Origin of the sequence: Lysinibacillus parviboronicapiens (assembly GCF_003049605.2) — a bacterium.
Taxonomy (GTDB): Bacteria; Bacillota; Bacilli; order Bacillales_A; family Planococcaceae; genus Lysinibacillus; species Lysinibacillus parviboronicapiens.
This window is the reverse complement of sequence record NZ_CP073713.1, coordinates 4,496,114-4,519,918: the sequence shown is the minus strand read 5'-3', so window position 1 is coordinate 4,519,918 and position 23,805 is coordinate 4,496,114. Positions and strand designations below refer to the sequence as shown.

Sequence of the window (23,805 nt, the reverse complement as noted above, 5' to 3'; positions counted from 1 at the left end):
AGGCCGTAATTGTGAAAACTGGCAGAACGAATGTAGAAGAGAAAATTAATGAAATAAAAGAACAAACAGAATTATACGTCAATGAAATTAAAAAGATGGTTGAGGAACTCATTATTCCTGATACGGTAAACATTATTAGTTATTTCACTTCTTCGTTCAATATTTCTTATGATGCTGAACAGGAGAGCTTATGTTTGGGTTCGTTCCACATTCGAAACATTGGCAATCAGCCACTCACAAATCCATATTTGTGTATAAAATTACCCGAAGATTCTCCTTTTTCCTTCTCAGGACGCTATGTGTATGAACACTTCAAACAAAATTTAAAAGGGCCGACCAGTTGGGAACGAATAAATGATAAATCAAGTAATGAAGAATTTTGGCTTAAGCCATTAGAAAAAACATCTCTTGAGCCTAATGAAACCCTTTCATTTTCAAACTTTCAGATTAAATGGTCACATAATTTATCTTATTCAGGAACAATTATGGGGTTTACATATTGCGATCAGCTAAAAGAGGGGGTTGCTGTTTTAAATCCTATCAATCTCAATGGGATCAGTCGTGGACAGGAGGATGAAAATGAGTGAGTTAGATGACAAGGAGCAAGATGTTGTAATGGAACACATCATCCACCAATTTTTGAAAGAACAGCGTAATAAATCACCAGATAATGGCAAGGTGAATGATAATAGTTTTGCATTTCTAGAAAAAACTACACTGAATTTACTGTTAGCCTATCTGTTATCGGGAGAAAGCCGTGGTAAGAGTGAAATAGCAGATGAAGAATTTGAATTATTGATCTTAAAACAGCTTGACGACATCATGGACACTAACCAAAAGCAATTTGAAGAGATCATTGATTTACTTAGAGAAATTACGTGATAGGAGGTACCAATGTGGATAATGAGAGCGTTAGAAATAATGACCCTATTCAGCTACAACAAATGATTATTTTTTTAAGAGCAGAATTAGCCAAGTATAAGAATGAAGTGGAAAGACTTAGAGATAGCGATTATTATTCACTAGTACTTCGGCTAGAACGAGAGAATGTCCAATTAACAAACCGAGAAAAAGAGCTTACACTGGAGCTCATCAAGTTAAAGAGAGAATTAGAAAAAGAAGCAACGCAATATCAAGAAGATATTCAGATGAGAGAAATTCAACGAAAGAAGCATGTTTCTTCAATTGAGGCTCTCTTGAAGGATAAAAATGATTTGCGCATGGAAAATGACCAATTAATGGGAGCGCTAAAGGCCGCAGAGGACGAATTGATGTCATTTAAAAAGGAGAGGCAGGAAGTCATGGTGGCAGATTATAAAACTGCTATCGAAAATCTAGAAAATAAGCTAATTGATTTTACGGAAATAACAAACAAACAAATGGAAAATATTGTTGAAGAATTGGGAACGACTCGTAGAGAACTGAGTGGGTCCGATAATATCAATTACTATTTAGTAAAAGAGATAGAAGAAAAAAGAATAGAAAATGATAAACTTTTGAACGAAATAGCTGAATTAAATCATCATATTGAACTTCTTTCAAAGAGTAACCCTTCCCTTTTAAGTGGAAAAAACATTCTAAATTCTCAAGTTTTTTCTGACTTAGATGCCCAAGTAAAAAAGATACTAGATCAATCTGTAGGTTTCGAAGGACAGTTAGATGCTAAATTGCGTATTCTTGATGACTTAGAACAGAAGTTGAATCAGCTTGCTATTGAAATAGAAGTCAATAGAACAATGTAATTGGGAAATGTATTATGCTTAGAGAAAATTCTATTACTATAATTTTCATACAACGATTGGACTGTTGCAAAAGTTATGATGGACACTTTTGCAATAGTCCTTTTATATGCATATAATTATAAAATTTTTCCTTCAAAGAGCGGGTAGTAGAGTGATGAGGTGAGTTAACTACCCGTAAGTAACGGTGCAACTGATTTCGATGGGGCACATAATCTGTTTTACTTTATTTTGTTTCTCTGTGTAAGGTAACTTTTTTCAAACGAGGTGAATATTTTTTGAGTTCTAATCGTTCAGGGTTATTTCTTTTGTTTTTTGTAGTGATATAATTTCTATCTCCTGTTTCAGTACAGGCTAGTGTAACTTGTACACGCATAACAACGCCTCCTTTCAAATAGTAATAATTACGCTTTACAAGATATTATTTTTGCTTTTCTTTGTCAATAAAAAATAAAGAATGTTGCATATTAACATTCTTTGTGCTTTAATTACAAAATATAAATAGTAATGATTACGATTTGGGAGTGGTTAAAGAACATGACAAAGAAAATTCCAGTTACAGTTTTAAGTGGTTATTTAGGTTCAGGGAAGACTACCATGATGAACCATGTCCTACAAAATGAGCAAAATTTGCGTGTCGCAGTGATTGTCAATGATATGAGCGAAATCAATATTGACGCTGAGTTAATTGCGAATGGGAGTGGCATTTCACGAACTGAAGAAAAATTTGTAGAGCTATCAAATGGCTGTATTTGCTGTACATTACGTGAAGATTTACTGCAAGAGGTAGAGCGTCTCGCAAGGCTTGGAAATATAGATTATATTTTGATCGAATCGACAGGCATTAGTGAGCCAATTCCAGTTGCACAAACATTTAGCTATTTGGATGAGGAACTTGATATTGACCTCACAAAGTTTTGTCGGCTCGATACAATGGTGACTGTAGTTGATGCCAATCGTTTCTGGCATGATTTTCAATCAGGAGAGAGTCTGTTAGCACGTAAGGAAGCAGTAGGTGAATTAGATGAGCGGGATGTTGCGGATTTACTGATTGACCAAATTGAGTTTTGCGACGTCCTTGTCCTGAACAAATGTGACTTAGTGTCAGAGGTTGAGCTTGCAAGATTAGAAAGAATTCTACGTGCATTACAACCAGAAGCCAAATTAATTCGGACAAAAAATGGTGTTATAGAGCCAGCAGAAATTTTAAATACAGGACGTTTTAACTTCGAACGTGTATCTGAATCTGCTGGTTGGTTAAAAGAATTAGAGCTTGGGCATGAAAATCATACACCAGAGACGGAGGAGTATGGCATCACTTCGTTCACCTATCAGCGTAGAAAGCCATTTCACCCACTGCGCTTTGTGGAATGGTGTGACAATATGCCAGCATCTATTGTCCGTGCTAAAGGAATTATCTGGAGCGCAAAACATCAGGAAGTGGCATTATTACTGTCACAGGCTGGCTCCTCCGCAAAAATCGAGCCTGTTTCCTATTGGGTGGCAGCTTTACCTGAAGCACAACAGCAAGATGTCTTTTTACAAAGCCCGGAAGTATTAAAGGATTGGGATGCGCTATATGGTGATCGTTTGACACAACTCGTCATTATCGGTATTGATTTAGATAAAAAGGCAATTATACAAGAGCTCGACGCTTGTCTCTTGTCTGATAAAGAATTAAATGAACCATGGGAGAATTTAAAAGATCCATTCAATTGGGAATGGAGTTAGAGAAATTAATTAGGTTGTACCATTCCATATTACCATTACTCTTTCTTTTGATCGAAATGGTTATAGATAGGCTTCTACAATATAAAACTACCTCAAATTACTTTTGAGGTAGCTCCTTTTTAAATATCTTGTTATAGTTTGTTGCTTCACGCAAGGCCTTTTCCTCAATAGGTATACGTACGGAAAGCATTGTAATATTTAATAGTGTGAAGCAAAACGCTGTAAAGTAAGCTTGAAACATAATTGGTAGTAATAGAATTTCCAAACATACAACAGCATAATTAGGATGGCGCATAAATGTATATGGCCCCTTTTGTACAACTTCCGCACCGGCTAAAATAATAATTTTTGTATTCCAAAAAGGCCCTAGTGAATGGATGCACCAGATTCGTAATGCTTGCACGGCAATAAATAATAAAAAAAATAATGGGAATAAGGGCGAGAGTCCACTATTATTCGTGCTTACTTCGACAATTAAAAATAGAAAAAAACTGACATGCATGGCCACCATATAGGGATAATGCGATATCCCCACTTCATACGCACCTTGCGAAATCATCCGCTTTTCATTGCGTTTTGCTATAGAGACTTCTGTCAATCTTTGTAGAATGACAAGAATCAAGATAATATAAAAAAACATGCTACTCCCTCCATTTAAGTAATACAGCTTCCGCACAGAAGCCGGGACCGAGAGCGACGAGCAAACCAACATCATCTACTTGACCTTCGTTTAACATAAACTGCTCTAATACATACAACACGGTAGGAGATGACATATTCCCATGACAACGTAATATTTCCCGAGAAATGTCGGTTTTTTGTTCCGCAAGATACAGTGTGTCCTCGTAGGCTTTCAATACTTTTTTGCCACCTGGATGAGCGATGAAATGATTGAGTTGTTCACTGTATAGCTGTTGTTCTACTAAAAATTGTTCGATGAATGGGCCAAGCCATTTCGTAATAATAGAAGGAATACTCTTCTGAAAAATGACATGTAGACCGTTGTTTTTGATATTCCAGCCCATTACATTTTCAGAATCTGGCATCCATTTAGAACCAGTATTAAGTATAGAAGGTGTTGGCTTTTTTGTAGGTATTGTAACGTCATCCCCACAAACGAGAATACATGCGGCACCATCGGCAAATAGAGAGGCACCTATTAAATTACTTTTTGAAAAATCATTTGGCTGAAAGGTTAAGCTGCAAAGTTCGACACAAACAACAAGTACTTTTGCTTGGGGATGTGCCTGACAAAAATCATAGGCTCGACTGACACCCGCTGCTCCACCAGCGCAACCAAGACCCCAAAGTGGAATGCGCTTTAGTCTGTCTGAAAAGGACAGTTGATTCATAACGCGGGCATCAATACTTGGTGTTGAAATGCCCGTACTACTAACAAAAATAATCGCATCAATTTCCTCAGGAGAAATCGGTGTTTCTAAGAAAGCTTCATTTTGTAAACAGGCTTGTATAACTTCAACACTGTATGTTGTTGCCAGTTCAATATATAAGTTGTTACGTTCTTCAAAAGTATGCTCAGTACGATGCCATTCAGCTGGTACACAGAAATGGCGAGACTCAATACCACCGCTGTCAAATACTTTTAAATAACGTTCTAATTTTGGGATTTTTTTATAAAAAAGTTCCTTTGTTAGCTCTTCAGCATTTGCCTGATATAAAGTATAAGGTGGTTGATATGTACTGATGGAAACGATTTTCGACAATCCAACATCTCCTTTGCAAAGTGGTCTTAGTCATTGTATGCATGTGGGGAGTGGTTACATGCTTGATAATTTGGATTTGACAATTTCAAAAGATTTCGATATATTGGAAACAATTAATTGGAAAGTAGGTGATGTGACATGATGAATAGATCTGTTTTTAACGTACTGCAATTCGGTTTGTTCAATTTCACACGCCTAAAATTTACATGTTGACCTTGTTTTGTAGCTAGTTAGACTTCTACAAAAATAAGCATACTTGTACTTTCCCTTGAACGTGCCTGTGAAACCTTGTAACTGCTGAATTGCAGTTACAAGGTTTTTTATTGTTTCAGCGCTAGTAAGGTTTTTTAGACACTGGAAAAATAAAGCTTCGGTTGATGCATAGATGTTTTGTGCACAAATAGGCCGAAGTGTAAATAACATGCATATATCAGGAGGAAAACAAATTGAATTTAACAACTTTAGGATTTTTAACATATTTTGAAGAGCAAATGATTGCATTTAACGAGGAGTCAAAATTAGCTAATTGTGTTCCAGCAAGAGTGACTTTGGAGCATAAGCACGCTTATCGTGTGCTGGCTGAAGAAGGTGAATGGTTAGCAACGATTGCTGGTCATTTAGCTTATAATTCGCTAGCACGAGAAGATTTTCCAGCCGTTGGGGATTGGGTGTTGGTCGAGAAAATGGCAGGCGAGGAAAAAGCGATAATTCATAAACTATTTGAACGAAAGTCTGTCTTTTCGCGCAAGGTTGCAGGTCGAGAAATAACGGAGCAAATTGTAGCATCCAATGTCGATATTGTACTTCTTGTGATGAGCTTAAATGCAGATTTTAATATACGTCGTTTAGAACGTTATTTAATCGCTGCCTGGGATTCAGGTGCGAAGCCAATTATTGTACTGACAAAGGCCGATTTATGTGACGATGTTGAGAATATGTTGCGTGAGGTCGAGTCTGTCGCGTTTGGTGTAGACGTTGTTGTGACTAGTGCATTATCAGGTGAAGGCTTATCAGATATTCATGCCCTTTTTACTGAGGGAGTGACAGGTGCATTACTTGGCTCTTCCGGTGCTGGTAAATCTACATTAACGAATGCACTTTGTGGTAAGCAACTTATGAAGGTTTCGGGTATTCGAGAGGACGATGCAAAAGGTCGCCATACAACGACACATCGTGAGTTAATCGTATTACCTAGTGGCGGGTGTTTAATTGATACGCCTGGAATGCGCGAGCTGCAATTATGGGATCAAGGAGATAGTTTATCTTCAAGTTTTAAAGATATTGAAGAACTATCAGCAACATGTCGCTATCGAGATTGCACGCACCAAGAGGAGCCGCATTGCGCAGTTCAGCAAGCGATTATAGATGGAGTACTCGAAAATTCGCGTCTACGGAGCTACTTTAAATTGCAAAAGGAACTCGCATTTATGGAGCGTAAAACAAATACTCAGGCAAAATTAAATGAGCAGCGTAAATGGAAGCAAATTTCGAAGGGCTTGAAGAAAGGTAAAAAGAAATAATCATGAAGGAACATAGATATCAATGAAAATATCTGTGTTCTTATTTTTTTAAAACGCCTATAAGAAATAGGCGTATAGCATATGTTCATAGCCGCTAGAATGAATATATAGGAGTGACAGCAGGTGCAGATACAAAATATCAATCATTTATTATTTTCAATTTCTAATTTAGATAATTCCATAGCATTTTATAAACATATCTTTGATGCAAAATTATTAGTGAAAGGTAAAAACACAGCTTATTTTGATCTTAACGGGCTATGGCTTGCCCTAAATGTAGAGAAGGATATCCCGCGCAATGAAATTCATCAGTCGTATACACATATAGCATTTTCAATCCATGAACGTGATTTCGATAAAACGTATGATAAGCTTGTCAATTATGATGTCAATATTTTGCAAGGAAGACAGCGAGATGTACGAGATAAAAAATCCATTTACTTTACTGATCCAGATGGTCATAAGTTTGAATTTCATACAGGTACTTTGCAAGATAGATTAGAGTATTATAAAAATGAAAAACAGCATATGGAGTTTTTTGATGAATAATAAAAAATAAGTGTCTCTGACCATTAAGAGACGCTTTTGATTTATAACGAATTTGCGAAGTACAAAAGATTGATGACAACTATATTAAAATGTGGAAATATAAGAAACGAACCTTCCCTAAAATAACAACATTATATGGTTAGATTTATGTAAATACGAAGGAGTGACTTTATGAAAAAAGCAATTATTTTTGATATGGATGGTACTTTATTTCAAACGAATCTCATCTTGGAACCAGCACTTACAGCGACTTTTGATGTGCTTCGAGCAAAGAGCTTGTGGCAAGGTGATACACCAATCGAAACGTATCGTGAAATTATGGGTGTTCCTTTACCAGTTGTATGGGAAACATTATGTCCTGAGCATTCTTTGGAGGTTCGTGAAGAAAGTAATGCACTGTTCCATACAAAACTTATTGAACAGATACGGCAAGGTAAAGGTGCACTGTATCCTAATGCAGAGCAAATTCTTGCGACTTTGGTCGAAGACTATAATTTATACATAGCAAGTAATGGTCAAATCGAGTATTTACAAGCCATTGTTGAAACTTATCAGCTAGATCGTTTTATTAAAGGCACATATAGTATTCAATCCATTTCAAGTGGTCATAAATCACATTTGGTTCGTAAAGTAATCGAAGAAAATAACATTCAACACGGAGCAGTTGTTGGAGATCGTGCTTCGGATATTCAAGCGGCACAAGATAATTACCTTCTCGCAGTTGGTGTACGCTTTGATTTTGCACAGGAATGTGAATTGCAAAAAGCAAATGTGGTCATAGATGATTTAAAGGAACTGCCAACTGTACTAAACTGATTTTAAAAACCTTTAGCATTTATCGCGAACATTTTAAAATTTATCGAGAAATTTCGTCGGTTTATCGACATCTAGCATTTTTATCTTCAAATGTTTGCATTGCAAATTATGAGGGAAAAGAGTAAAATGGTGCCAATCTATAGAAAAGCGTTGAGAAGGAAAAGTAAATTGGATAAGCATTTAATAGAGAGCCTCTGCTGGTGGAAATGAGGTAAATGAACCCATTTGAAAATGACCTTTGAGCTTCGTACCGAAAGCTTTCGCAAGTAGGCTACGACGAGATGGGCACTCGTTACAACAGCAGCAGTATCTCTTATATGTGGATGTACTGATTGAGGCAAATAGTTTGAGCTATTTGTAAATATAGGTGGTAACACGGGTATACTCGTCCTAATCAGTAATGATTAGGGCGTTTTTTTTATCTTTATTTTGCGGCCGTGTCAGATGTTATTTGCGTCAGAGCAATGCACTAGATATGCCAAAGGGAAGTTTATACACAATTTTTGAGGGGAGCAACTTAGGATGACAATTATTATTGGCGGCGCTTGGCCATATGCAAATGGCTCTTTGCATTTAGGTCATATTGCTGCATTATTACCTGGTGATATTTTGGCTAGATATTACCGACAAAAAGGCGAGAAAGTTTTATATGTTTCTGGTAGTGACTGTAATGGTACGCCTATATCAATTCGGGCAGCGCAGGAAAACACCACGACACAGGCTATTGCCAATAGATATCATGATGAATTTACACAATGTTTTCAGGAGCTAGGGTTTACCTATGATCTGTATACAAGAACCGATGCTAAGCACCATCATGAATCCGTGCAGACAATTTTTCTACAATTATTAACGAATAATTATTTATATAAGAAGAAGATTGAGCAGGCATATTGTGACACGGATAAGCAGTTTTTGCCTGATCGTTTTGTAGAAGGAACTTGTCCAAATTGCGGTGCGAAGGCGCGGGGAGATCAGTGCGATAATTGTTCGGAAATTTTAGATCCGCTTGATTTAATCGATAAGCGCTGTAAAATTTGTGGGAATGAGCCAGTAATTCGAGAGACAGAGCATTTTTATTTTACCTTCAGTCAATTTCAGGGAAGGCTTGAGAGTTATTTAGCTGAGGCAAAGCTGGAGAAACGTTGGCGCGATAATGCGTTAGCTTTAACAGAGCGTTATTTGTCCGAAGGTGTACCTGATCGTGCAGTAACAAGGGATTTACCGAATGGAGTAAACGTACCAGTACCTGGTTTTGAAGGAAAGAAAATCTATGTGTGGATAGAAGCTGTGGCTGGTTATTTAACTGCAAGTATTGAATGGGCTCAACAGCACGATGTGGCCATCGAGGACTTATGGAATGAAGATACAATTTCGTACTATATACATGGCAAAGATAATATACCATTCCATACTGTTATTTGGCCCGCTATTTTAATGGGTATAGGGGCAAAGGCATTACCAACACATATTGTTTCGAATGAATATTTAACATTAGAGAAACGAAAACTATCGACCAGTCAAAATTGGGCTGTATGGGTTCCTTATATATTAAGCCGCTATGATGCAGATTCAATCCGCTATTTTTTAACAATGAATGCACCAGAAAATCGTGATACTGATTTTTCTTGGCGCGAATTTATCTATAGTCATAATGGTGAGCTACTTGGCGCATATGGTAATTTTGTCAATCGTACATTGAAATTTTTAGAAAAGTCCTTTAACAGTCAAGTCCCTCAGGCTGAGGTGGATGGAGCTGTAAGAAAGAAGACCATTCACTTGTTTAGTGAGGCCGCAATTGATATTGAAGCGGGGCATTTTAAGCAGGCTTTAGAGGCGATTTTTGAATACGTTCGCGCAGCAAATCGCTATTTTGATGAGCAACAACCGTGGTTGCAAGTCAACGAAGACGTGGAGGCAGGAAATAAAACACTTGCAACATGCGTCTACATTATTGCCAATCTTAGTCAGCTACTGCAACCATTTCTACCGTTTTCGGCTGGGAAAATTCGAGATGTGTTAGGCATACAGGAAGTAATGTGGCATGAGCAAGTGGAACTGCCAACTGACATTAGAGAGGTAACACCACTGTTTGACCGTCTTGATATTGGTTTAATTGAAGAGGAATATCAAAAATTAGTAAATGACAGTCAATAAATAAGAAAAGCAGTATGACCCTTCTCGTCGTACTGCTTTTCTATGTTTAATGATGTTTTCAGCTTTGTGAATAGTGGTTCACTCTTCAAGAGCTAATTCATAACAGGGGTTAATTTTGCCACAACGATACTGTTAATAGCATTGATATAGGCAAGGGCACTTGCTTTTAAAATATCTGTATCCGCTGCCTTGGCGATATACTTTTCACCTTCGTGTTCAATGGTGATTTTTACTTTACCAAGTGCTTCTTTACCACGAGACACACTATTAATATTGTACTCAACTAGCTTCACATCAATTTTTGTAATTTCCGCGATGGCAGAATACAATGCGTCAATTGGACCAGAACCGACTGCACTCGCCTGCAATACATCGCTACCCTTATGAATTTTCACGCTTGCAGATGGGAAGCTGGCATTGCTGACGACTTGCAGATCTGCGAAATCAAAGAATTGATCGCTATAATGAGTAGCATTGGCATGATTGGCATCGTGCTTTTCATAATAGCTTTCAACAATTACATATAAATCATGGTCATATACTTCTTTCTTGGCATCGGCTAATTTTAAGAAGCCTTCAAAGACTCCTTCAAACTCCTCTGCAGAAAGATTTGAGAATCCAAGTTTTTCAAGGGCATTTTTCACAGCATGACGACCTGAACGTGCAGTAAGAACTAGCTCCATGTCGTCTAATCCAACGTCTTCAGGGTGCACAATTTCGTAGGCATCACGAGATTTTAACAGGCCATCTTGGTGAATACCTGATGAATGGGCAAATGCATTGTCTCCAGTAATTGCTTTGTTTACCTGTACATCTAAGCCCATAAAGCTTGATACAAGGCGTGATGTATTCATAATCTCTTTTGTGTTGATGCGTGTTTGAGCATTGTAGACCGTACTGCGTGTTTTTAATGCCATTATTACCTCTTCTAGTGCGGCATTCCCAGCGCGTTCACCAATGCCGTTAATTGTACATTCCACTTTGTCAGCCCCATTTTTAATGGCAGCAAGTGTATTAGCAGTTGCCATACCAAGGTCATTGTGACAGTGGACACTTAGCAGAACACTGTCGTTTAGATTTTTCATGCGGTCATTTAGTTTATAAATCATCGCTCCAAATTCCTCGGGCTCTGCAAAACCAACTGTGTCAGGCACATTAATCATCGTTGCGCCAGCCTTCATGACCGCTTCTATCGTTTTCCACAGGTATTCAAAATCAGAGCGAGATGCATCCTCTGTTGAATATTGGACTTGCGGTAATAGTGTTTTTGCATATTTTACAGCGTCTATACCAATTTGAAGAATTTGCTCTTTGGATTTACTAAATTTCTTTTCAACATGAATGTCAGAAGTGCCAAGCACCATATGAATCATTGGATTTTCAGCGTATTTTACAGCATTATAAACAGCATCTATATCTGCCTGTATGGCACGCGCTAAAGCTGTAATCATAATATCATTTGTGTTACCGACTTTTTGCGCCACGGCTTTCACGGCATCAAAGTCACCTTGTGATGAAGCAGGGAAACCAGCTTCGATAATATCGACGCCTAATTTTTTGAGTTGCTGTGCAATCTCTACTTTCTCGTATAAGTTCAGTTTTGCTCCTGGTACTTGCTCGCCATCACGTAAAGTTGTATCAAACACCCAAATTTTTCTTCCCATTTTCAAACACTCCTTTTGTTTAATTAAAATATTTTAAGCTGAGCAGCCACATCTGAGAGGTTATTTTGATTGCCTCCACCGGTTTTCCTACCTGTCAGTGGCGATGAGATGAAGAAATTCCCACTGATAGAAGTTTCACTCTATCCCGCATTAACGGTCCGTAAGATGCCATACAAAGGCAATCAACTGACCGTAAAAGCCTGATTGGTTCAGCTAACAATTGGTTCAGCTAACAATCAGTGGGAATAAAGAAATTCCCACTGATAGAAGTTTCACTCTATGCCCAGAGGTAGTCGGATATTAATGTGCCTCTCTGCTTTAAAAATAAAAAAACCCGTCTCTATATAAAATATAGAGACGAGTTTTTGCTCGCGGTACCACTCTAATTGACCTTTTCTTTACAGAAAAAGTCCCCTTATCAACAGCTATCACTGTTTATCCCTATAACGGGGGAATCCGACATCCCTTACTTTAGCGACGTCCATTGACGAAGTTATAGTTCAGGGAGTAGCTCATGGACGAGTTCAAAATGTGTGCCTACCGGTTTACACCAACCACCGGCTCTCTACAAGTACACAGGCATTTCTACTATTTCCAATCTAGGCCTACAATGTGTTGTTGAAAGCAATAATACTTGGATATTGTTATTCTGTCAACAATATTCTAAAAATTTTTTGTTTTCTGTTTTAATGGGGTTTAACCAAAACAGTAGTAAGAAATTTAAATTATAATAATGTTTTTGCATGAATTTATATCCCTTGATTACTACCAATAAAGTAATTTTCTATGAGATAATAAAGCCAGATTTTATACATAGAAAGTAGGTGTAACAATGAAATTCGTATTTGATTTGGATGGCACAATTTGTTTTAAAGGACAGCCGTTGACACCAGGTATAACTACTGCGTTGGCGAATTGTATGGCGGATGGCCATGAGGTAATCTTTGCTTCAGCACGTCCAATTCGTGATTTATTGCCCGTATTACCGGAGTCGATGAGAAAACTTCCGATGGTTGGGGGAAATGGGGCATTTGTCGCTAGCAATGGGGATACCATTGAAGTAAGTGCTTTTTCAGTAGAAACCGTGGAGGCTATCTCAAAAATTATTACAGCATTTAAACTCCCATATTTAATCGATGGTGATTGGGATTACGCGTACACAGGTAGTGAAGATCATCCGATTTATCGAAATTTAGATCCACTGAAGCTGGCAAAAAAAGTATTATTTACTGAACTGAAGGACATTGTGAAAATTGTATTATTTCCTGGTGAACAGCAACAAGAAATATTGACAGAGCTCGAAAAACTACCGATTTCGTTATATGAGCATATGTCAGAGAATATTGTCGATATAAGTCCTAGTGGTATTGATAAATGGAATGGCTTAATAAAGTTAGGTGTTCTAGAAGGGGATTTTGTCGCGTTTGGTAATGATGCAAATGATAAAGCAATGTTTGTAAAGGCAAAGGAAAGTGTATGTGTAGGCATGCATGAAGTACGGAAATATGCTAATTTACAGGTTGCTAGCGAAGAAGTAGCAATTATTGCAATGCTACAAAGATTAAGCAAAAAGTATAAATGCTAATGTAGATATGTATAGATTGGAAAGTACTATTTTGAATAAAAGTACTCTGAGATTCCATCAAGAAAAAATCTGCAAATTTCTTAGAGAAAGGTAAACCAGTTTAGCCTCAGTCGTTGCATAAGTGTCGACTGAGGCTTACTTGGTTTTTTTTTGAAGTAGGTAAGATTCCAAAAAACTATTCAGAGTTTAAAAATCCTTATATGCTGGCCTCTTCTTTTTGCACTTTAAAGCGTGAAACTTGCGTTTGTAATTCTTCAGCCATTGTCGAGAGAGTAGCTGCAGAAGCGGCCACTTCTTCAATTGTCGCTAATTGCTCCTCCGAGGAAGAAGCCACATTTTGCAGGTTAGCGGAAGACATTTGTGCGATTGTAGCAATTTCATCGAATGATGCGTATATTTGTTCAGCACTCGATGACATCTCCTCGGAAACAGTAGTTGCTTCTTGGATTTGCATAGATACATGCTCAATGAGTTCCACGATTTTAGAAAAGCCTTCTTCTGCCTCTTTGACAACCTGTATACCAATTTGTACCTCTTGTGTTCCTGTATCCATCACTGTGACTGCACGGTTGGTGTCTTGTTGGATCTCTGAGATGAGCCCTGCAATTTGTTCAGCTGATTTTTTTGATTGTTCAGCTAATTTTTTAACTTCGTCTGCCACGACTGCAAACCCACGACCATGATCGCCAGCTCGTGCTGCTTCGATTGCTGCGTTCAATGCTAATAAGTTGGTCTGTTCTGCGATGTCGGTGATAATGCTAATAATATTTCCAATTTCCAACGAATGGCTCCCTAAATTTTTTACAACTGTCGCAGATTCAAGTACGGCGGTATTGATGGTATCCATCTGTGTAATAACGCGCTGTAAGGAATCATTGCCTTTGTTTGCCTCTGTATTTGTCTCCATTGCGAGTTCAGAAACAGCAGCAGTCGTTGCTGCTAATTGCTGGATACCCTTCGTCATTGTTTTCATTGCTTCAGAGCTCTCAGTAGCATTTTTCCCTTGTGCTTCAGAGCCACTCGCTACTTCTTGAATGGAAGATGTAATTTGCTCTGTTGCTTGAATCGTTTGGTCAGCGCTCGCTGTTAACTCTGCAGCAGAAGCACTAACTTGTACTGTATTTTGACGCACATTTGTAATTAAGTTCTTTAAATTTTGAGCCATTTGATTAAAGGCAAGGGCTAAATCGCCAACCTCATCACGATTCTTGATGCGGATTTGCTCAGCTGTTAAATCACCTTCTGCGATTTTCTTCGCAGCTTTTGCCATACCATTGATTGGTCGGGAAATAATGCTTCCCATTACCATGGCAATTATCAGACTAATGACAACGGCAAATGCCCCAAGTAAAATCATCTGAAACTTAATCGATTGAATTTCATTTGATGTAGCAGTAATTTTTGATTCTACAAATTCTTGTTGATAGTTTGAAAGATTTTCCACCCGTTCATCGAATTGTTTGATAATAAGGCGACCCTGTGTGCTATCCAATTTTTCGTATTGTTCGGTTTGTCCATCGTTTTTTAAAGAAAACATGCGATCTGAGAACTGCTGAACATTTTCTTCACTTTTAATAATGGCCTCTAATAATTCAATAGATTTTTGGGACTCGAGTGATGCCATTAAGTCATCAGATTTTTGTTTGAATTCAGCGCGGGATTCTTTATTACTTTGTAGATTTTGCTTATCTCCTAGTAGTAAATAGCCTCGCATACTTACAATCTCTTGCTTTGCGATAGCTCTGAGCTCTTGAATACTAATAGATTTAGTCGTTTGTTCTTCGAGTAATTCACGGTACGTATTATTTACTGAATTCAGCTGTTTAAAGTTTAAACCTATTGTGCCAACTAAAACGAAAATGACAATTAAAAAACCGAGTAATAATTTCTTATAGATAGTAAATCGCATGTTTGAAAAATCCTTTCTTAGTAGATTAGTAGAAATGTTACAAAAAAATGAAATATGTATATATACCATTTATATCAGATTATATGCAATTTACAAAGTATTATGAGTATTTTCATGTTGAATATTATATAAATAAGAGAAGTAAGTTGTAGAAAAATAGAATTTTAGGGAAAATGAATAAAGTGGATATGAAACTTATTAAGAGTGTGAAACGTAGAGTCAAATAAGGATAAAACAAGGATGTGGGATGATGCATAGACCGATTTTAAAATTACCTAAGACGAAATATGAAAAGATGTGGGACTATATTGGTGGTGGGGTATTTGTTGCGTCTATTTTATACATTGTTATAATGTGGGGACAAATACCTGATGAAATCCCAGCACATTTTAATGGTGCGGGAGAGGTCAATCGCTGGGGGTCTAAAATTGAATTACTTATCCTACCGTTTATGGGGATATTTTTGTGGGTGTTAATGGGGCTACTTGAAAAAGCGCCACATATGCATAACTATCCTGCTCGTTTAAACGATAGTAACGTGGAGGCGTTTTATTTAAATAGTCGTAAAATATTAAATGAAGTAAAGAACTTTTGCTTAATTTTATTCGCCTTCATCTCCTGCGTAATGGTGCTCATAGCTTTAGAGAAAGTGGAGACATTAGGCTGGTGGTTCCTGCCATTTGTGCTGATTGGAACAGCACTGCCGATTGTAAAAGGTTTAATAAATTCTTCAAAAATTAAATAGTAATGTTTTCATAGTGATTTATAATTTTGTGTATGATGTACAGCTTTAGTCACTGAGGTGAGGTGTTTCTATCTTTTGAGACACCTCCCTTTTTTTGTGATAAATTTAGGATACATGAAATCGAAAGAGGTGCGAAAGACATGCAAAAGAAATTTAAACTAAAGGATGGGCTCTCGCTTACTATTTTAAATCAACCGCAGGATATGATATTAGAGGGAATTTCACACTCAGGCGATGCCCCATATGACCGTATCATTTCCTTTGTGTTTTCTGTGGATGACATGGTAACTTATTTAGACAGTACGCTCAAGGCTAATATGCTAGCCGAGCAGGGATATTTATTTTTCGTTTATCCGAAAAAGGGTAATAAAAAATATCAACAGTTTATTCATCGTGATGAAATTTTCCCAGCGATTCAAGTAGATGAAGAAAAATATATTGTCGGTAGTGATATCAAATTTGTAAGTCTGATGTCACTCGATGAGACGTTTTCCATTTTAAGCATGAAGCGAGATAGTAAGGCGCGTGGTAAGAAAAAGACAGCAAATAGTCAATGTGTGAGTGACTATGAAAGCATGATTCCACAATTGCGGAAACAGCTTGCTGATAATACGAATGATTTAGCCTTTTATGATGGGCTAACACCGGGGTATCAAAAGGATTGGGCTCGCTATATTTATAGTGCAAAAAAGGAAGAAACACAGGTAGCCCGTGTGAATGAAATGCGGGAACTTACAAGACAAGGCTTTAAGACGAAGGAATTATACCGAAAAGCCAAAAGTGAAGAGAAAGCATAACTTGCTACAAACGAGCGAAAAAAACAATAATGTATGGGGTAATAGCGATTACTCCCATATTTACTTTTTATGTTGTATGGCAAAGTGTTCATAGCTCCTGAAGAAGTTTTAAAAGGTAAAATTGTATTGTCTAAGGGCTAACGATGCTGTCTGTTGTAGTGCCATGATGACTTTGGGTTTGCACTATAAATTGGTGTAGCCATGATGAAACTTCTGTTGCGAATATTTTGATCGACTCGTACTTCCACATTGTAAAAATAGCTAACAGTGAGTCCATGTTGATTTTAGTCATTCAGGATGTATCAAAACTGCTCAACAACGTTAAATGTTTTGCGCTAATGAATTTGATGTCTATGTTAAAAAGTGAGGGTAAAGTATGAGTACTTATATTGAACAAGTAGATGAAAAATGGCGTGATAGTTTGGCCAAGCTAGTGGAGGTAGTGGAATGTAATTTACCAGATGGCTTTGAACGAACAATGTACTATGACATGATAAGCTATGGTGTACCTTTATCGACATATCCGAAAGGTTATCACGTAACCCCAAATACACCACTCCCCTTTATTAGTCTAGCTGCTCAAAAGCGGCATATAGCTGTATATCATATGGGCATTTATGCAGATAAGGTATTGCTTTCTTGGTTTCAAGATGAATATGCAAAGCGTGTACCAACAAAACTGAATATGGGGAAAAGTTGTATTCGTTTTACGAGTACTAAAAATATTCCATATGATTTGATTGGAGAGCTTGTGTCAAAGATGACACCAGACGAGTGGATTTTGAAATATGAAGGAGAGTTGACCAAATGAAAAGCGCTACAACATTTTTAATGTTTCAAGGACAGGCAAACGATGCAATCGAGCAATATAAACAATGGTTTACGGATTTAACAGTGGAGAGCCTGACTTATATGGAAGATTCTCAGCAAGTTGCAATGGCTGTGCTCGATTTAAAAGGTCTGAAAATTATGGTGAATGATAGTGTCATTACGCACAATTTTACGTTTACACCCTCGACATCCATTTTTGTAGAATGTGAGACGCTAGAAGAAATCGGAAGTCTTGCAGCACAAGTATTGGAGGGTGGAAAAGCATTAATGCCACTTGACAATTATGGCTTTTCCAAACAATTTGCCTGGATTGAGGACCGTTTCGGTGTATCATGGCAATTTACGTATAATTAAATATAAGGAGGAGTATATTTGAATAAGTGGATGGAGCGTGCTATAGGGCTGGCGCTTGCAAACGTTGCACAGGGTGGACAACCATTTGGAGCTATATTAGTTAAAGATGGCGAAATCATTGGCGAAGGCGTCAATGAACTACACCTACGTCCAGATAGCACAGGGCATGCAGAATTATTAGCTTTACGATGTGCTCAGGAAAAACTAGGTACTATAGATTTGCGTGGTACGGTAATGTATGCAAGTGGTGCGCCCTGCCCCATGTGCTTTGGCGCAATGGCCATGGCAGGCGTAGATAAGGCCTATTTTGCCAATTCACTAGCAGATGCACTAGCTGTTGGTTTAGGCCGCTCAAGTGAGGTATATGCTGATTTACAAAAAGCGGAAGCAGAACGAGCATTTCAAATGATACATTTACCAGTAGAGGATGATGAGAAAAATCCGATGCATGTTTGGTATAAAAAAGCGTAATAACGTAAAAGGAGAATAAGGTATGGCAGTAACTTTAGTGAAACACGACATTAAATATGCAGAAGCGATGCATGCATTATCTTCAATGCCACAGGTGAGAGATGCACTTGGGTTACCTGCTGGCAAAGTAGAAGATACCATTAATTTTATTAAACGAGAATGTATAGATGAAGAAGAGGGAAAGACCGTCCCTCGTGTTGTATTGAATGAGGAAGGACAAGTTATTGGTGTGACAGCATTGATGTTTATAGATCATGCGAAAAAGAGCTGTCATATTGGTTCATGGCTTGGCTATGAATTTTGGGGTAAGGGCTATAATCTAGAGGCCAAAAAAGCAATACTAGAAATTGCGTTTTATGAATTAGGGCTAAAGCGTGTTTTTGCAGGAGCGAGAAAGGTCAATATTCGCTCACAAAAGGCGCAAGAAAAGTTACCGTTTATCCGTTTAGGTGTAGAGCAAGATTTTCCACATGAGCACAATTGGTTAGAGGTAAAGGAAAAACAACCATGTGTTCTAAATGTCTTTGAACGTGAGGATTTTGTTCGTTACAGTACTTCTTTAGAGTTAGTAGAAGGATCGCGAGAAAGCTATTTGCCACTGTTATTAATTGCGGATGAAAGTGAAGAAGCTGTTCGCCAATATATGAATGATGGTGATTTATATGAGATTAAATGCGGTGAAAAATTGGCTGGAGTTGCGTTGCTTCTTGCACAGTCAACCACAACGATTGAATTAAAAAATATCGCTATTAAACCAGAGTTTCAAGGTAGAGGTATTGGTAAGGTAGCGTTGCAAAAAATTAGTACTGTTAGTAAATCACAAGGTTATAAAAATGTAATAGTAGGGACTGCAAATTCTAGCATTGATAATATTGCTTTTTATCAAAAGTCTGGTTTTCGTATGGAAACAATTGAAAAGGATTTTTTCAGTAGTTATGCAGAGCCAATCTATGAAAATGGTATACGTGCCTTAGATATGATTATGTTTTCAAAGGCGCTATAGATCGAGATCGAGGCGAAACATTCCTCGATTTTTTATGTTGTCGTGCATACTAGTTCAAGCTGTGAAAAAGACGAGTAAAATCCACAGGGCAAAGGCTATAGTGCGACGATGTCCTAATAACCGTAAGTTAATATTAATAACAGTCAGCAACATAAAAAGAAATACCCGTCCAACTTTTGGTTGAGCGGGTATTTCTATTTGCCTAGCAGTAAAGCCATCAATTTTTCTTTAGAATGTAAAAAATCATCGAGTGAATAGCGATCTAGTACAGCTAAATAAGCTTGTAATGCTTCATATAGGACACCCTTTAACTGACATTCAGGAGCTATTTTACAGAGGTTATTTTCTTTATCGAAGCATTCCACCAAATGAAAATCTTCTTCTGTATGACGAACGATTTCACCGATTGTTAACGTCTTTGGATCGATTGCTAGACGTATACCGCCACCGCGTCCGCGGATTGTTTCAATGTAACCAAGCTGCCCAAGCTGGTGTGTCACCTTCATTAAATGATTTTTTGATATATTATAGGCATCGGAAATTTCTTGAATAGTTGATAGTTGACCGTCTTCCTTCGCTCCTAGATAAATGAGTGTCCGAAGAGAGTAATCTGTGTATAAAGTTAATCGCATTAGAACACCCTACTTTCTAAAGTTCATAAATAATTATAGCATTTTCATCTATTCCATAGTAATCCGAATGCTTGTTGAAAAGATGTATTTAAAATACATTAATTATGTCTATTTTGTTAAAGATGTATTTTATATATTGCTTTAAGAAAATGAAAGCGTTATATTGTAATCACGAAAGGATGGTATGCGATATGTTAAAACAAGAAACAGTACAAATTATTAAAGCGACAGTTCCGGTATTAGAAGTTCATGGTGTGGCAATTACAAAGACGTTTTACAAAAATATGTTTCAGGCTCATCCGGAATTATTAAATATTTTTAATCACACGAACCAAGAACAAGGGCGTCAACAAACAGCATTAGCAAACACGGTGTATGCGGCAGCTGTTCATATTGAAAATTTACAGGCGATTTTACCAGCAGTTATGTTAATTGCTCATAAACACCGTAGTTTAGGTATTCTACCTGAGCATTACCCAATTGTAGGGGAACATTTATTAAAAGCAATTAAAGAAGTCCTTGGAGATGCAGCAACAGACGATATTATTAATGCATGGGCTGAAGCGTACGGCATGATTGCAGATATATTCATTCAAGTTGAAGAAGAGTTATATCAAAAATCAGAAGTAAATGGTGGATGGCGTTTATTCAAACCATTAAAAGTAGCTAAAAAAGAAGTTGAAAGTGACCTAGTAACTTCTCTTTATTTTGTGAATGAGGATGGCTCACCACTACCAGCTTACGAGCCAGGTCAATACATTAGTATCCGAGTGAAAGTACCTGGCGAAGAATATTTAATGAACCGTCAATATACACTTTCACAAGCAACAGCAGAACAGGGTTATCGTATATCTGTAAAACGTGAAAGTGACCATACACCAAATGGCAAAGTATCAAACTTTATTCACGACGTTTTACAAGTGGGTGATTTAGTAGACGTAAGTGTTCCAGCAGGTCTATTTGTTCTAGAAGAAACATCTACACCAATCACATTCGTAAGTGGAGGTATTGGCGTTACACCACTAAATAGTATGCTTCAATCTCTAAAAGATGATGCGGCAAATGAAGTGAACTTTATTCAATGTGCGCGTAATGAGAACGTAATAGCATTTAGTGATGACATTCAAGAAAAAATAAATACCCTTCCTAATGCAACATATACAGCTTTATACTCTGATGAAGACAAGCTCATTACAAAAGAGTTATTGGCTGAAAGCATAGCGAATAATACGGACGTATATGTATGTGGCCCAACTGGATTTATGGAAGCGGTTATTAAAAACTTACATGAAATTGGCATAGCAGACGAAAAAATTCACTATGAATTCTTTGGTCCAGCAATGCAATTAGCAAAATAATAAGGATTTCCCTGTTACGAGCGTTTTTGACGCTTGTAACAGGTTTTTTTATTTTAAAGATCTGTGTTAGAAGCTGAGGCGGATAGAAGTAAGGAAATGACGGATAGAACTCACAAATTAACGGCTAGCTTATATATGCTTGACAATATACCTAATGGGGTATATTATGAATCGTGTAAGCAAGATGCGATTTTGATTTGGAAGGAGGCGTGCACAAGAATGGCGTATGATGCAAAAACAGCAAACCGAGTGAAGCGAATGGAAGGTCAATTGCGTGGGATTTTGCGGATGATGGAACATGGGCAACATTGTAAAGATGTTATTACACAGCTATCTGCCGTACGTTCAGCAGTTGATCGAACTATTGGAGTGATTGTTAGCGAGAATTTGTTGAATTGTGTAGCGACTGCTGAAGGAGATTCAGAAAAAATGAATACTGCTATTCAAGAGGCAATGGATTTAGTCGTGAAAAGTAGGTAAATAATATATACCCTTTATAGTATGTTGTTAGGAGGAATTATCACTTGGAAACATGGATTATCATTGCTATTGTTATTGCGTTTTTAGTATGGAGGATGAAGCCGACGAAAGGTGTTCAGTCAATATCAGCAGCACAATTAAAAAATATGTTGGATGATAAGGATAAAGTATTTGTGGATGTGCGAACGCCAGCTGAATACAAGCGAGGGAATATTCAGCAATTCAAAAATATCCCACTTGGCTCCAGCTTTGACAAACTACCACAAGACAAAGAAATTGTAGTCATATGTCAAAGTGGTATGCGTAGTAGTCAAGCGTGTAAACAACTAAAGAAACAAGGATTCGAGCGTGTAACAAATGTCCGTGGCGGCATGAACGTTTACTAGGAGGGCAATAGAGTGAAAGAAATTGCGGCGAAAGAAGTTCAACAAGCATTAGAGCAAGGGCAAGCTATCAAACTAATTGATGTACGTGAAGTAAATGAAGTGGCGTCTGGGCATATTCCGGGCATCATTCATATTCCTTTGGGTTTATTGGAATTTCGATTACACGAGTTAAAGAAAAATGAACCGTATATTATGGTTTGTCGTTCAAGTGCTCGGAGTGCTCAGGCCACACAATATTTAGCAGATCGAGGTTTTGATGTCACAAATATGCTTGGTGGCATGCTTGCCTGGGAAGGCGAAGTGCAGTAAGCGATTTTATTAGCCTCTGTCTATATTTTTTTACTAAAAATAATACCCTTATAGGTATAAGGAGGAAGTTATGAGTATTAAGGCAGATTTTCAGTTAGATGCTAAAGGGCTTTCGTGCCCCATGCCTATCGTAAAAACAAAAAAGGCAATGGCAGATTTAGTGGATGGTCAGATTCTAGAAGTGCTAGCAACGGATAAAGGTTCTAGGGCGGATATAGCTGCTTGGGCCGAAACTGTAGGTCATCAATACATTGGTACAACGGAAGAAGACGCTGTGTTAAAGCATTATATTCGTAAATGCGAAAATGACACAATAGTTGAAAAAGCGTTTGAACCGACAATTGAGTTGGTTGAAGTGGTTGGAAAAAATGGGCTTATCCTAGATGTGCGTGAAGAGGTGGAGTTCGCCTTCGGTCATATTGATGGTGCTCTGTCTATTCCGTTAGGTGATCTTGAGGCGCGCATCTCTGAGCTTGACAAGGAACAAGAGATATATGTGATTTGTCGTACAGGAAAGCGTAGCGATTTTGCAGCGCAAAGGCTTGTGGCAAATGGTTTTGCAAAGGTTTATAACGTACTTCCAGGTATGACAGTCTGGACGGGCGAACTCATAAAAACTATTTAATTGGAGGAATTTAATATGTCAAACAAAGTAGCAATTATTGCAAGTAATGGTGGTCTTTTCGACGCGTATAAAGTGTTCAATATCGCAACAGCAGCGGCAGCTTCTGACAAAGAGGTTGCAATCTTTTTCACATTCGAAGGGTTAAATTTAATACACAAACAAGGTATGCATGCGCTATCTATGCCTGCTGGAACTGAACATTTTGCTGAAGGCTTTGCAAAAGCAAATGTTCCTGCTATACCGCAATTAGTTGAAATGGCACAAGAGTTAGGTGTGAAGTTTATTGCATGTCAAATGACGATGGATGTAATGGGTTTGACAACAGATGCTTTCGTTGCGGGTATTGAAGTTGGCGGTGCAGTAACGTTCCTGGAATTTGCTAAAGATGCAGCGCCATCATTAACGTTTTAATGTTTAGTA

Annotated in this window: 29 protein-coding genes and 2 other annotated features; of the genes, 23 read left to right on the top strand and 6 right to left on the bottom strand. The window is 37.7% G+C overall.

What is annotated here, in order from left to right:
* Nucleotides 1–11: 11 nt before the first annotated feature.
* From C9J31_RS21860 to C9J31_RS21850, 3 genes are read left to right on the top strand one after another with little or no spacing between them, the layout of a single operon-like run.
* Nucleotides 12–587, top strand: a complete 576-nt coding sequence (locus C9J31_RS21860; protein ID WP_107948701.1) for a hypothetical protein — start codon at nt 12–14, stop codon at nt 585–587.
* Nucleotides 580–882 carry a hypothetical protein gene (locus C9J31_RS21855; protein WP_107948703.1) on the top strand — a complete coding sequence of 101 codons (303 nt, stop codon included), beginning with the start codon at nt 580–582 and terminating at the stop codon, nt 880–882. The genes C9J31_RS21860 and C9J31_RS21855 overlap by 8 nt, the downstream gene beginning before the upstream one ends.
* Nucleotides 883–896: 14 nt before the next feature.
* Nucleotides 897–1,742, top strand: a complete 846-nt coding sequence (locus tag C9J31_RS21850; RefSeq protein ID WP_107948705.1) for a coiled-coil domain-containing protein — start codon at nt 897–899, stop codon at nt 1,740–1,742.
* Nucleotides 1,743–1,965: 223 nt separating this feature from the next.
* Here C9J31_RS21850 and rpmG read toward each other — a convergent pair whose 3' ends face one another.
* On the bottom strand, nt 1,966–2,115 hold the full coding sequence (gene rpmG / locus C9J31_RS21845; RefSeq protein WP_107924060.1) for a 50S ribosomal protein L33: 150 nt from the start codon (nt 2,113–2,115) through the stop codon (nt 1,966–1,968).
* A 161-nt stretch (nt 2,116–2,276) separates the two neighbouring features.
* Here rpmG and C9J31_RS21840 point away from each other — a divergent pair, with 161 nt between their 5' ends.
* A complete protein-coding gene (locus C9J31_RS21840; RefSeq protein ID WP_107924061.1) occupies nt 2,277–3,470 on the top strand; it encodes a GTP-binding protein in 1,194 nt (397 codons plus the stop codon).
* A 97-nt stretch (nt 3,471–3,567) separates the two neighbouring features.
* Here the strand turns inward: C9J31_RS21840 and C9J31_RS21835 are convergent, their stop codons facing one another.
* Both C9J31_RS21835 and C9J31_RS21830 read right to left on the bottom strand, forming a co-directional pair.
* The gene (locus C9J31_RS21835; RefSeq protein WP_107948707.1) at nt 3,568–4,110 is read right to left on the bottom strand and encodes an isoprenylcysteine carboxyl methyltransferase family protein; all 543 of its coding nucleotides are present in this window, start codon (nt 4,108–4,110) and stop codon (nt 3,568–3,570) included.
* A 1-nt stretch (nt 4,111) separates the two neighbouring features.
* On the bottom strand, nt 4,112–5,194 hold the full coding sequence (locus C9J31_RS21830; RefSeq protein WP_107924063.1) for a type III polyketide synthase: 1,083 nt from the start codon (nt 5,192–5,194) through the stop codon (nt 4,112–4,114).
* On the opposite strand from C9J31_RS21830, the gene C9J31_RS21825 reads away from it, so the two are divergent.
* From C9J31_RS21825 to metG, 5 genes are all read left to right on the top strand, one after another.
* On the top strand, nt 5,175–5,336 hold the full coding sequence (locus C9J31_RS21825; RefSeq protein WP_167395935.1) for a hypothetical protein: 162 nt from the start codon (nt 5,175–5,177) through the stop codon (nt 5,334–5,336). The two genes, C9J31_RS21830 and C9J31_RS21825, sit on opposite strands and share 20 nt — an antisense overlap.
* Before the next feature lie 304 nt (nt 5,337–5,640).
* The gene (gene rsgA, locus C9J31_RS21820; RefSeq protein WP_107948709.1) at nt 5,641–6,714 is read left to right on the top strand and encodes a ribosome small subunit-dependent GTPase A; all 1,074 of its coding nucleotides are present in this window, start codon (nt 5,641–5,643) and stop codon (nt 6,712–6,714) included.
* Nucleotides 6,715–6,837: 123 nt separating this feature from the next.
* A complete protein-coding gene (gene fosM, locus C9J31_RS21815) occupies nt 6,838–7,263 on the top strand; it encodes a FosM family fosfomycin resistance protein (protein WP_107948711.1) in 426 nt (141 codons plus the stop codon).
* Nucleotides 7,264–7,434: 171 nt separating this feature from the next.
* Entirely contained in the window at nt 7,435–8,079 is a 645-nt protein-coding gene (locus tag C9J31_RS21810; protein ID WP_107948713.1) for an HAD hydrolase-like protein, read from the top strand.
* Nucleotides 8,080–8,220: 141 nt separating this feature from the next.
* Nucleotides 8,221–8,475, top strand: a binding site (T-box leader).
* 126 nt (nt 8,476–8,601) lie between these two features.
* On the top strand, nt 8,602–10,236 hold the full coding sequence (metG, locus tag C9J31_RS21805; protein WP_107948714.1) for a methionine--tRNA ligase: 1,635 nt from the start codon (nt 8,602–8,604) through the stop codon (nt 10,234–10,236).
* Nucleotides 10,237–10,328: 92 nt separating this feature from the next.
* On the opposite strand, the gene C9J31_RS21800 is transcribed toward metG, so the two are convergent.
* Nucleotides 10,329–11,900 (bottom strand): 2-isopropylmalate synthase, encoded by a 1,572-nt coding sequence (locus tag C9J31_RS21800; protein ID WP_107948716.1) that lies wholly within the window; start codon nt 11,898–11,900, stop codon nt 10,329–10,331.
* 69 nt (nt 11,901–11,969) lie between these two features.
* Between C9J31_RS21800 and C9J31_RS24090 the strand changes: the two genes are divergently transcribed.
* Nucleotides 11,970–12,104, top strand: a complete 135-nt coding sequence (locus C9J31_RS24090; protein WP_274520164.1) for a hypothetical protein — start codon at nt 11,970–11,972, stop codon at nt 12,102–12,104.
* A gap of 146 nt (nt 12,105–12,250) precedes the next feature.
* Nucleotides 12,251–12,511: a binding site (T-box leader), on the bottom strand.
* A gap of 221 nt (nt 12,512–12,732) precedes the next feature.
* Entirely contained in the window at nt 12,733–13,485 is a 753-nt protein-coding gene (locus tag C9J31_RS21795; protein ID WP_107948718.1) for an HAD-IIB family hydrolase, read from the top strand.
* A 196-nt stretch (nt 13,486–13,681) separates the two neighbouring features.
* On the opposite strand, the gene C9J31_RS21790 is transcribed toward C9J31_RS21795, so the two are convergent.
* Nucleotides 13,682–15,394 (bottom strand): methyl-accepting chemotaxis protein, encoded by a 1,713-nt coding sequence (locus C9J31_RS21790; RefSeq protein ID WP_107948719.1) that lies wholly within the window; start codon nt 15,392–15,394, stop codon nt 13,682–13,684.
* A 250-nt stretch (nt 15,395–15,644) separates the two neighbouring features.
* Between C9J31_RS21790 and C9J31_RS21785 the strand changes: the two genes are divergently transcribed.
* The 6 genes from C9J31_RS21785 to C9J31_RS24180 all read left to right on the top strand — a co-directional run bounded on the left by C9J31_RS21785 (nt 15,645) and on the right by C9J31_RS24180 (nt 19,595).
* Nucleotides 15,645–16,139: a DUF1648 domain-containing protein gene (locus C9J31_RS21785; RefSeq protein WP_107924069.1), complete on the top strand. Its 495-nt coding sequence runs from the start codon at nt 15,645–15,647 to the stop codon at nt 16,137–16,139.
* A 140-nt stretch (nt 16,140–16,279) separates the two neighbouring features.
* A complete protein-coding gene (locus C9J31_RS21780; protein WP_107948721.1) occupies nt 16,280–16,936 on the top strand; it encodes a YdeI/OmpD-associated family protein in 657 nt (218 codons plus the stop codon).
* 376 nt (nt 16,937–17,312) lie between these two features.
* Nucleotides 17,313–17,747: a DUF1801 domain-containing protein gene (locus C9J31_RS21775; protein ID WP_107948723.1), complete on the top strand. Its 435-nt coding sequence runs from the start codon at nt 17,313–17,315 to the stop codon at nt 17,745–17,747.
* On the top strand, nt 17,744–18,121 hold the full coding sequence (locus C9J31_RS21770; protein ID WP_107948725.1) for a VOC family protein: 378 nt from the start codon (nt 17,744–17,746) through the stop codon (nt 18,119–18,121). Before C9J31_RS21775 ends, C9J31_RS21770 begins: the two co-directional genes overlap by 4 nt.
* 18 nt (nt 18,122–18,139) lie before the next feature.
* Nucleotides 18,140–18,592: a nucleoside deaminase gene (locus C9J31_RS21765; RefSeq protein ID WP_107948726.1), complete on the top strand. Its 453-nt coding sequence runs from the start codon at nt 18,140–18,142 to the stop codon at nt 18,590–18,592.
* A 22-nt stretch (nt 18,593–18,614) separates the two neighbouring features.
* The gene (locus C9J31_RS24180) at nt 18,615–19,595 is read left to right on the top strand and encodes a GNAT family N-acetyltransferase (RefSeq protein ID WP_107948728.1); all 981 of its coding nucleotides are present in this window, start codon (nt 18,615–18,617) and stop codon (nt 19,593–19,595) included.
* 194 nt (nt 19,596–19,789) lie between these two features.
* On the opposite strand, the gene C9J31_RS21755 is transcribed toward C9J31_RS24180, so the two are convergent.
* Nucleotides 19,790–20,227: an Rrf2 family transcriptional regulator gene (locus C9J31_RS21755; protein ID WP_107924073.1), complete on the bottom strand. Its 438-nt coding sequence runs from the start codon at nt 20,225–20,227 to the stop codon at nt 19,790–19,792.
* Nucleotides 20,228–20,418: 191 nt separating this feature from the next.
* Between C9J31_RS21755 and hmpA the strand changes: the two genes are divergently transcribed.
* The 6 genes from hmpA to C9J31_RS21725 all read left to right on the top strand — a co-directional run bounded on the left by hmpA (nt 20,419) and on the right by C9J31_RS21725 (nt 23,796).
* Nucleotides 20,419–21,585: an NO-inducible flavohemoprotein gene (gene hmpA, locus C9J31_RS21750; protein WP_107948730.1), complete on the top strand. Its 1,167-nt coding sequence runs from the start codon at nt 20,419–20,421 to the stop codon at nt 21,583–21,585.
* A gap of 219 nt (nt 21,586–21,804) precedes the next feature.
* Nucleotides 21,805–22,065 (top strand): metal-sensitive transcriptional regulator, encoded by a 261-nt coding sequence (locus C9J31_RS21745; protein WP_107948732.1) that lies wholly within the window; start codon nt 21,805–21,807, stop codon nt 22,063–22,065.
* A 44-nt stretch (nt 22,066–22,109) separates the two neighbouring features.
* A complete protein-coding gene (locus C9J31_RS21740) occupies nt 22,110–22,451 on the top strand; it encodes a rhodanese-like domain-containing protein (RefSeq protein ID WP_107948733.1) in 342 nt (113 codons plus the stop codon).
* Nucleotides 22,452–22,463: 12 nt separating this feature from the next.
* Nucleotides 22,464–22,760: a rhodanese-like domain-containing protein gene (locus tag C9J31_RS21735; RefSeq protein ID WP_054768325.1), complete on the top strand. Its 297-nt coding sequence runs from the start codon at nt 22,464–22,466 to the stop codon at nt 22,758–22,760.
* Nucleotides 22,761–22,830: 70 nt separating this feature from the next.
* Entirely contained in the window at nt 22,831–23,385 is a 555-nt protein-coding gene (locus C9J31_RS21730) for a sulfurtransferase TusA family protein (RefSeq protein ID WP_107948735.1), read from the top strand.
* A gap of 15 nt (nt 23,386–23,400) precedes the next feature.
* Complete coding sequence (locus tag C9J31_RS21725; protein ID WP_107948737.1) at nt 23,401–23,796, top strand: DsrE/DsrF/DrsH-like family protein; 396 nt, start codon at nt 23,401–23,403, stop codon at nt 23,794–23,796.
* The last annotated feature ends 9 nt before the right edge of the window (nt 23,797–23,805 follow it).

Excerpts from the sequence above, each read along its gene's own strand:
- C9J31_RS21855 (WP_107948703.1), top strand. The coding sequence starts at position 580 with ATGAGTGAGTTAGATGACAAGGAGCAAGATGTTGTAATGGAACACATC.
- rpmG (WP_107924060.1), bottom strand. The coding sequence starts at position 2,115 with ATGCGTGTACAAGTTACACTAGCCTGTACTGAAACAGGAGATAGAAAT.
- C9J31_RS21840 (WP_107924061.1), top strand. The coding sequence starts at position 2,277 with ATGACAAAGAAAATTCCAGTTACAGTTTTAAGTGGTTATTTAGGTTCA.
- C9J31_RS21835 (WP_107948707.1), bottom strand. The coding sequence starts at position 4,110 with ATGTTTTTTTATATTATCTTGATTCTTGTCATTCTACAAAGATTGACA.
- C9J31_RS21825 (WP_167395935.1), top strand. The coding sequence starts at position 5,175 with ATGGAAACGATTTTCGACAATCCAACATCTCCTTTGCAAAGTGGTCTT.
- C9J31_RS21810 (WP_107948713.1), top strand. The coding sequence starts at position 7,435 with ATGAAAAAAGCAATTATTTTTGATATGGATGGTACTTTATTTCAAACG.
- metG (WP_107948714.1), top strand. The coding sequence starts at position 8,602 with ATGACAATTATTATTGGCGGCGCTTGGCCATATGCAAATGGCTCTTTG.
- C9J31_RS21800 (WP_107948716.1), bottom strand. The coding sequence starts at position 11,900 with ATGGGAAGAAAAATTTGGGTGTTTGATACAACTTTACGTGATGGCGAG.
- C9J31_RS21795 (WP_107948718.1), top strand. The coding sequence starts at position 12,733 with ATGAAATTCGTATTTGATTTGGATGGCACAATTTGTTTTAAAGGACAG.
- C9J31_RS21790 (WP_107948719.1), bottom strand. The coding sequence starts at position 15,394 with ATGCGATTTACTATCTATAAGAAATTATTACTCGGTTTTTTAATTGTC.
- C9J31_RS21785 (WP_107924069.1), top strand. The coding sequence starts at position 15,645 with ATGCATAGACCGATTTTAAAATTACCTAAGACGAAATATGAAAAGATG.
- C9J31_RS21780 (WP_107948721.1), top strand. The coding sequence starts at position 16,280 with ATGCAAAAGAAATTTAAACTAAAGGATGGGCTCTCGCTTACTATTTTA.
- C9J31_RS21775 (WP_107948723.1), top strand. The coding sequence starts at position 17,313 with ATGAGTACTTATATTGAACAAGTAGATGAAAAATGGCGTGATAGTTTG.
- C9J31_RS21770 (WP_107948725.1), top strand. The coding sequence starts at position 17,744 with ATGAAAAGCGCTACAACATTTTTAATGTTTCAAGGACAGGCAAACGAT.
- C9J31_RS24180 (WP_107948728.1), top strand. The coding sequence starts at position 18,615 with ATGGCAGTAACTTTAGTGAAACACGACATTAAATATGCAGAAGCGATG.
- C9J31_RS21755 (WP_107924073.1), bottom strand. The coding sequence starts at position 20,227 with ATGCGATTAACTTTATACACAGATTACTCTCTTCGGACACTCATTTAT.
- hmpA (WP_107948730.1), top strand. The coding sequence starts at position 20,419 with ATGTTAAAACAAGAAACAGTACAAATTATTAAAGCGACAGTTCCGGTA.
- C9J31_RS21745 (WP_107948732.1), top strand. The coding sequence starts at position 21,805 with ATGGCGTATGATGCAAAAACAGCAAACCGAGTGAAGCGAATGGAAGGT.
- C9J31_RS21730 (WP_107948735.1), top strand. The coding sequence starts at position 22,831 with ATGAGTATTAAGGCAGATTTTCAGTTAGATGCTAAAGGGCTTTCGTGC.
- C9J31_RS21725 (WP_107948737.1), top strand. The coding sequence starts at position 23,401 with ATGTCAAACAAAGTAGCAATTATTGCAAGTAATGGTGGTCTTTTCGAC.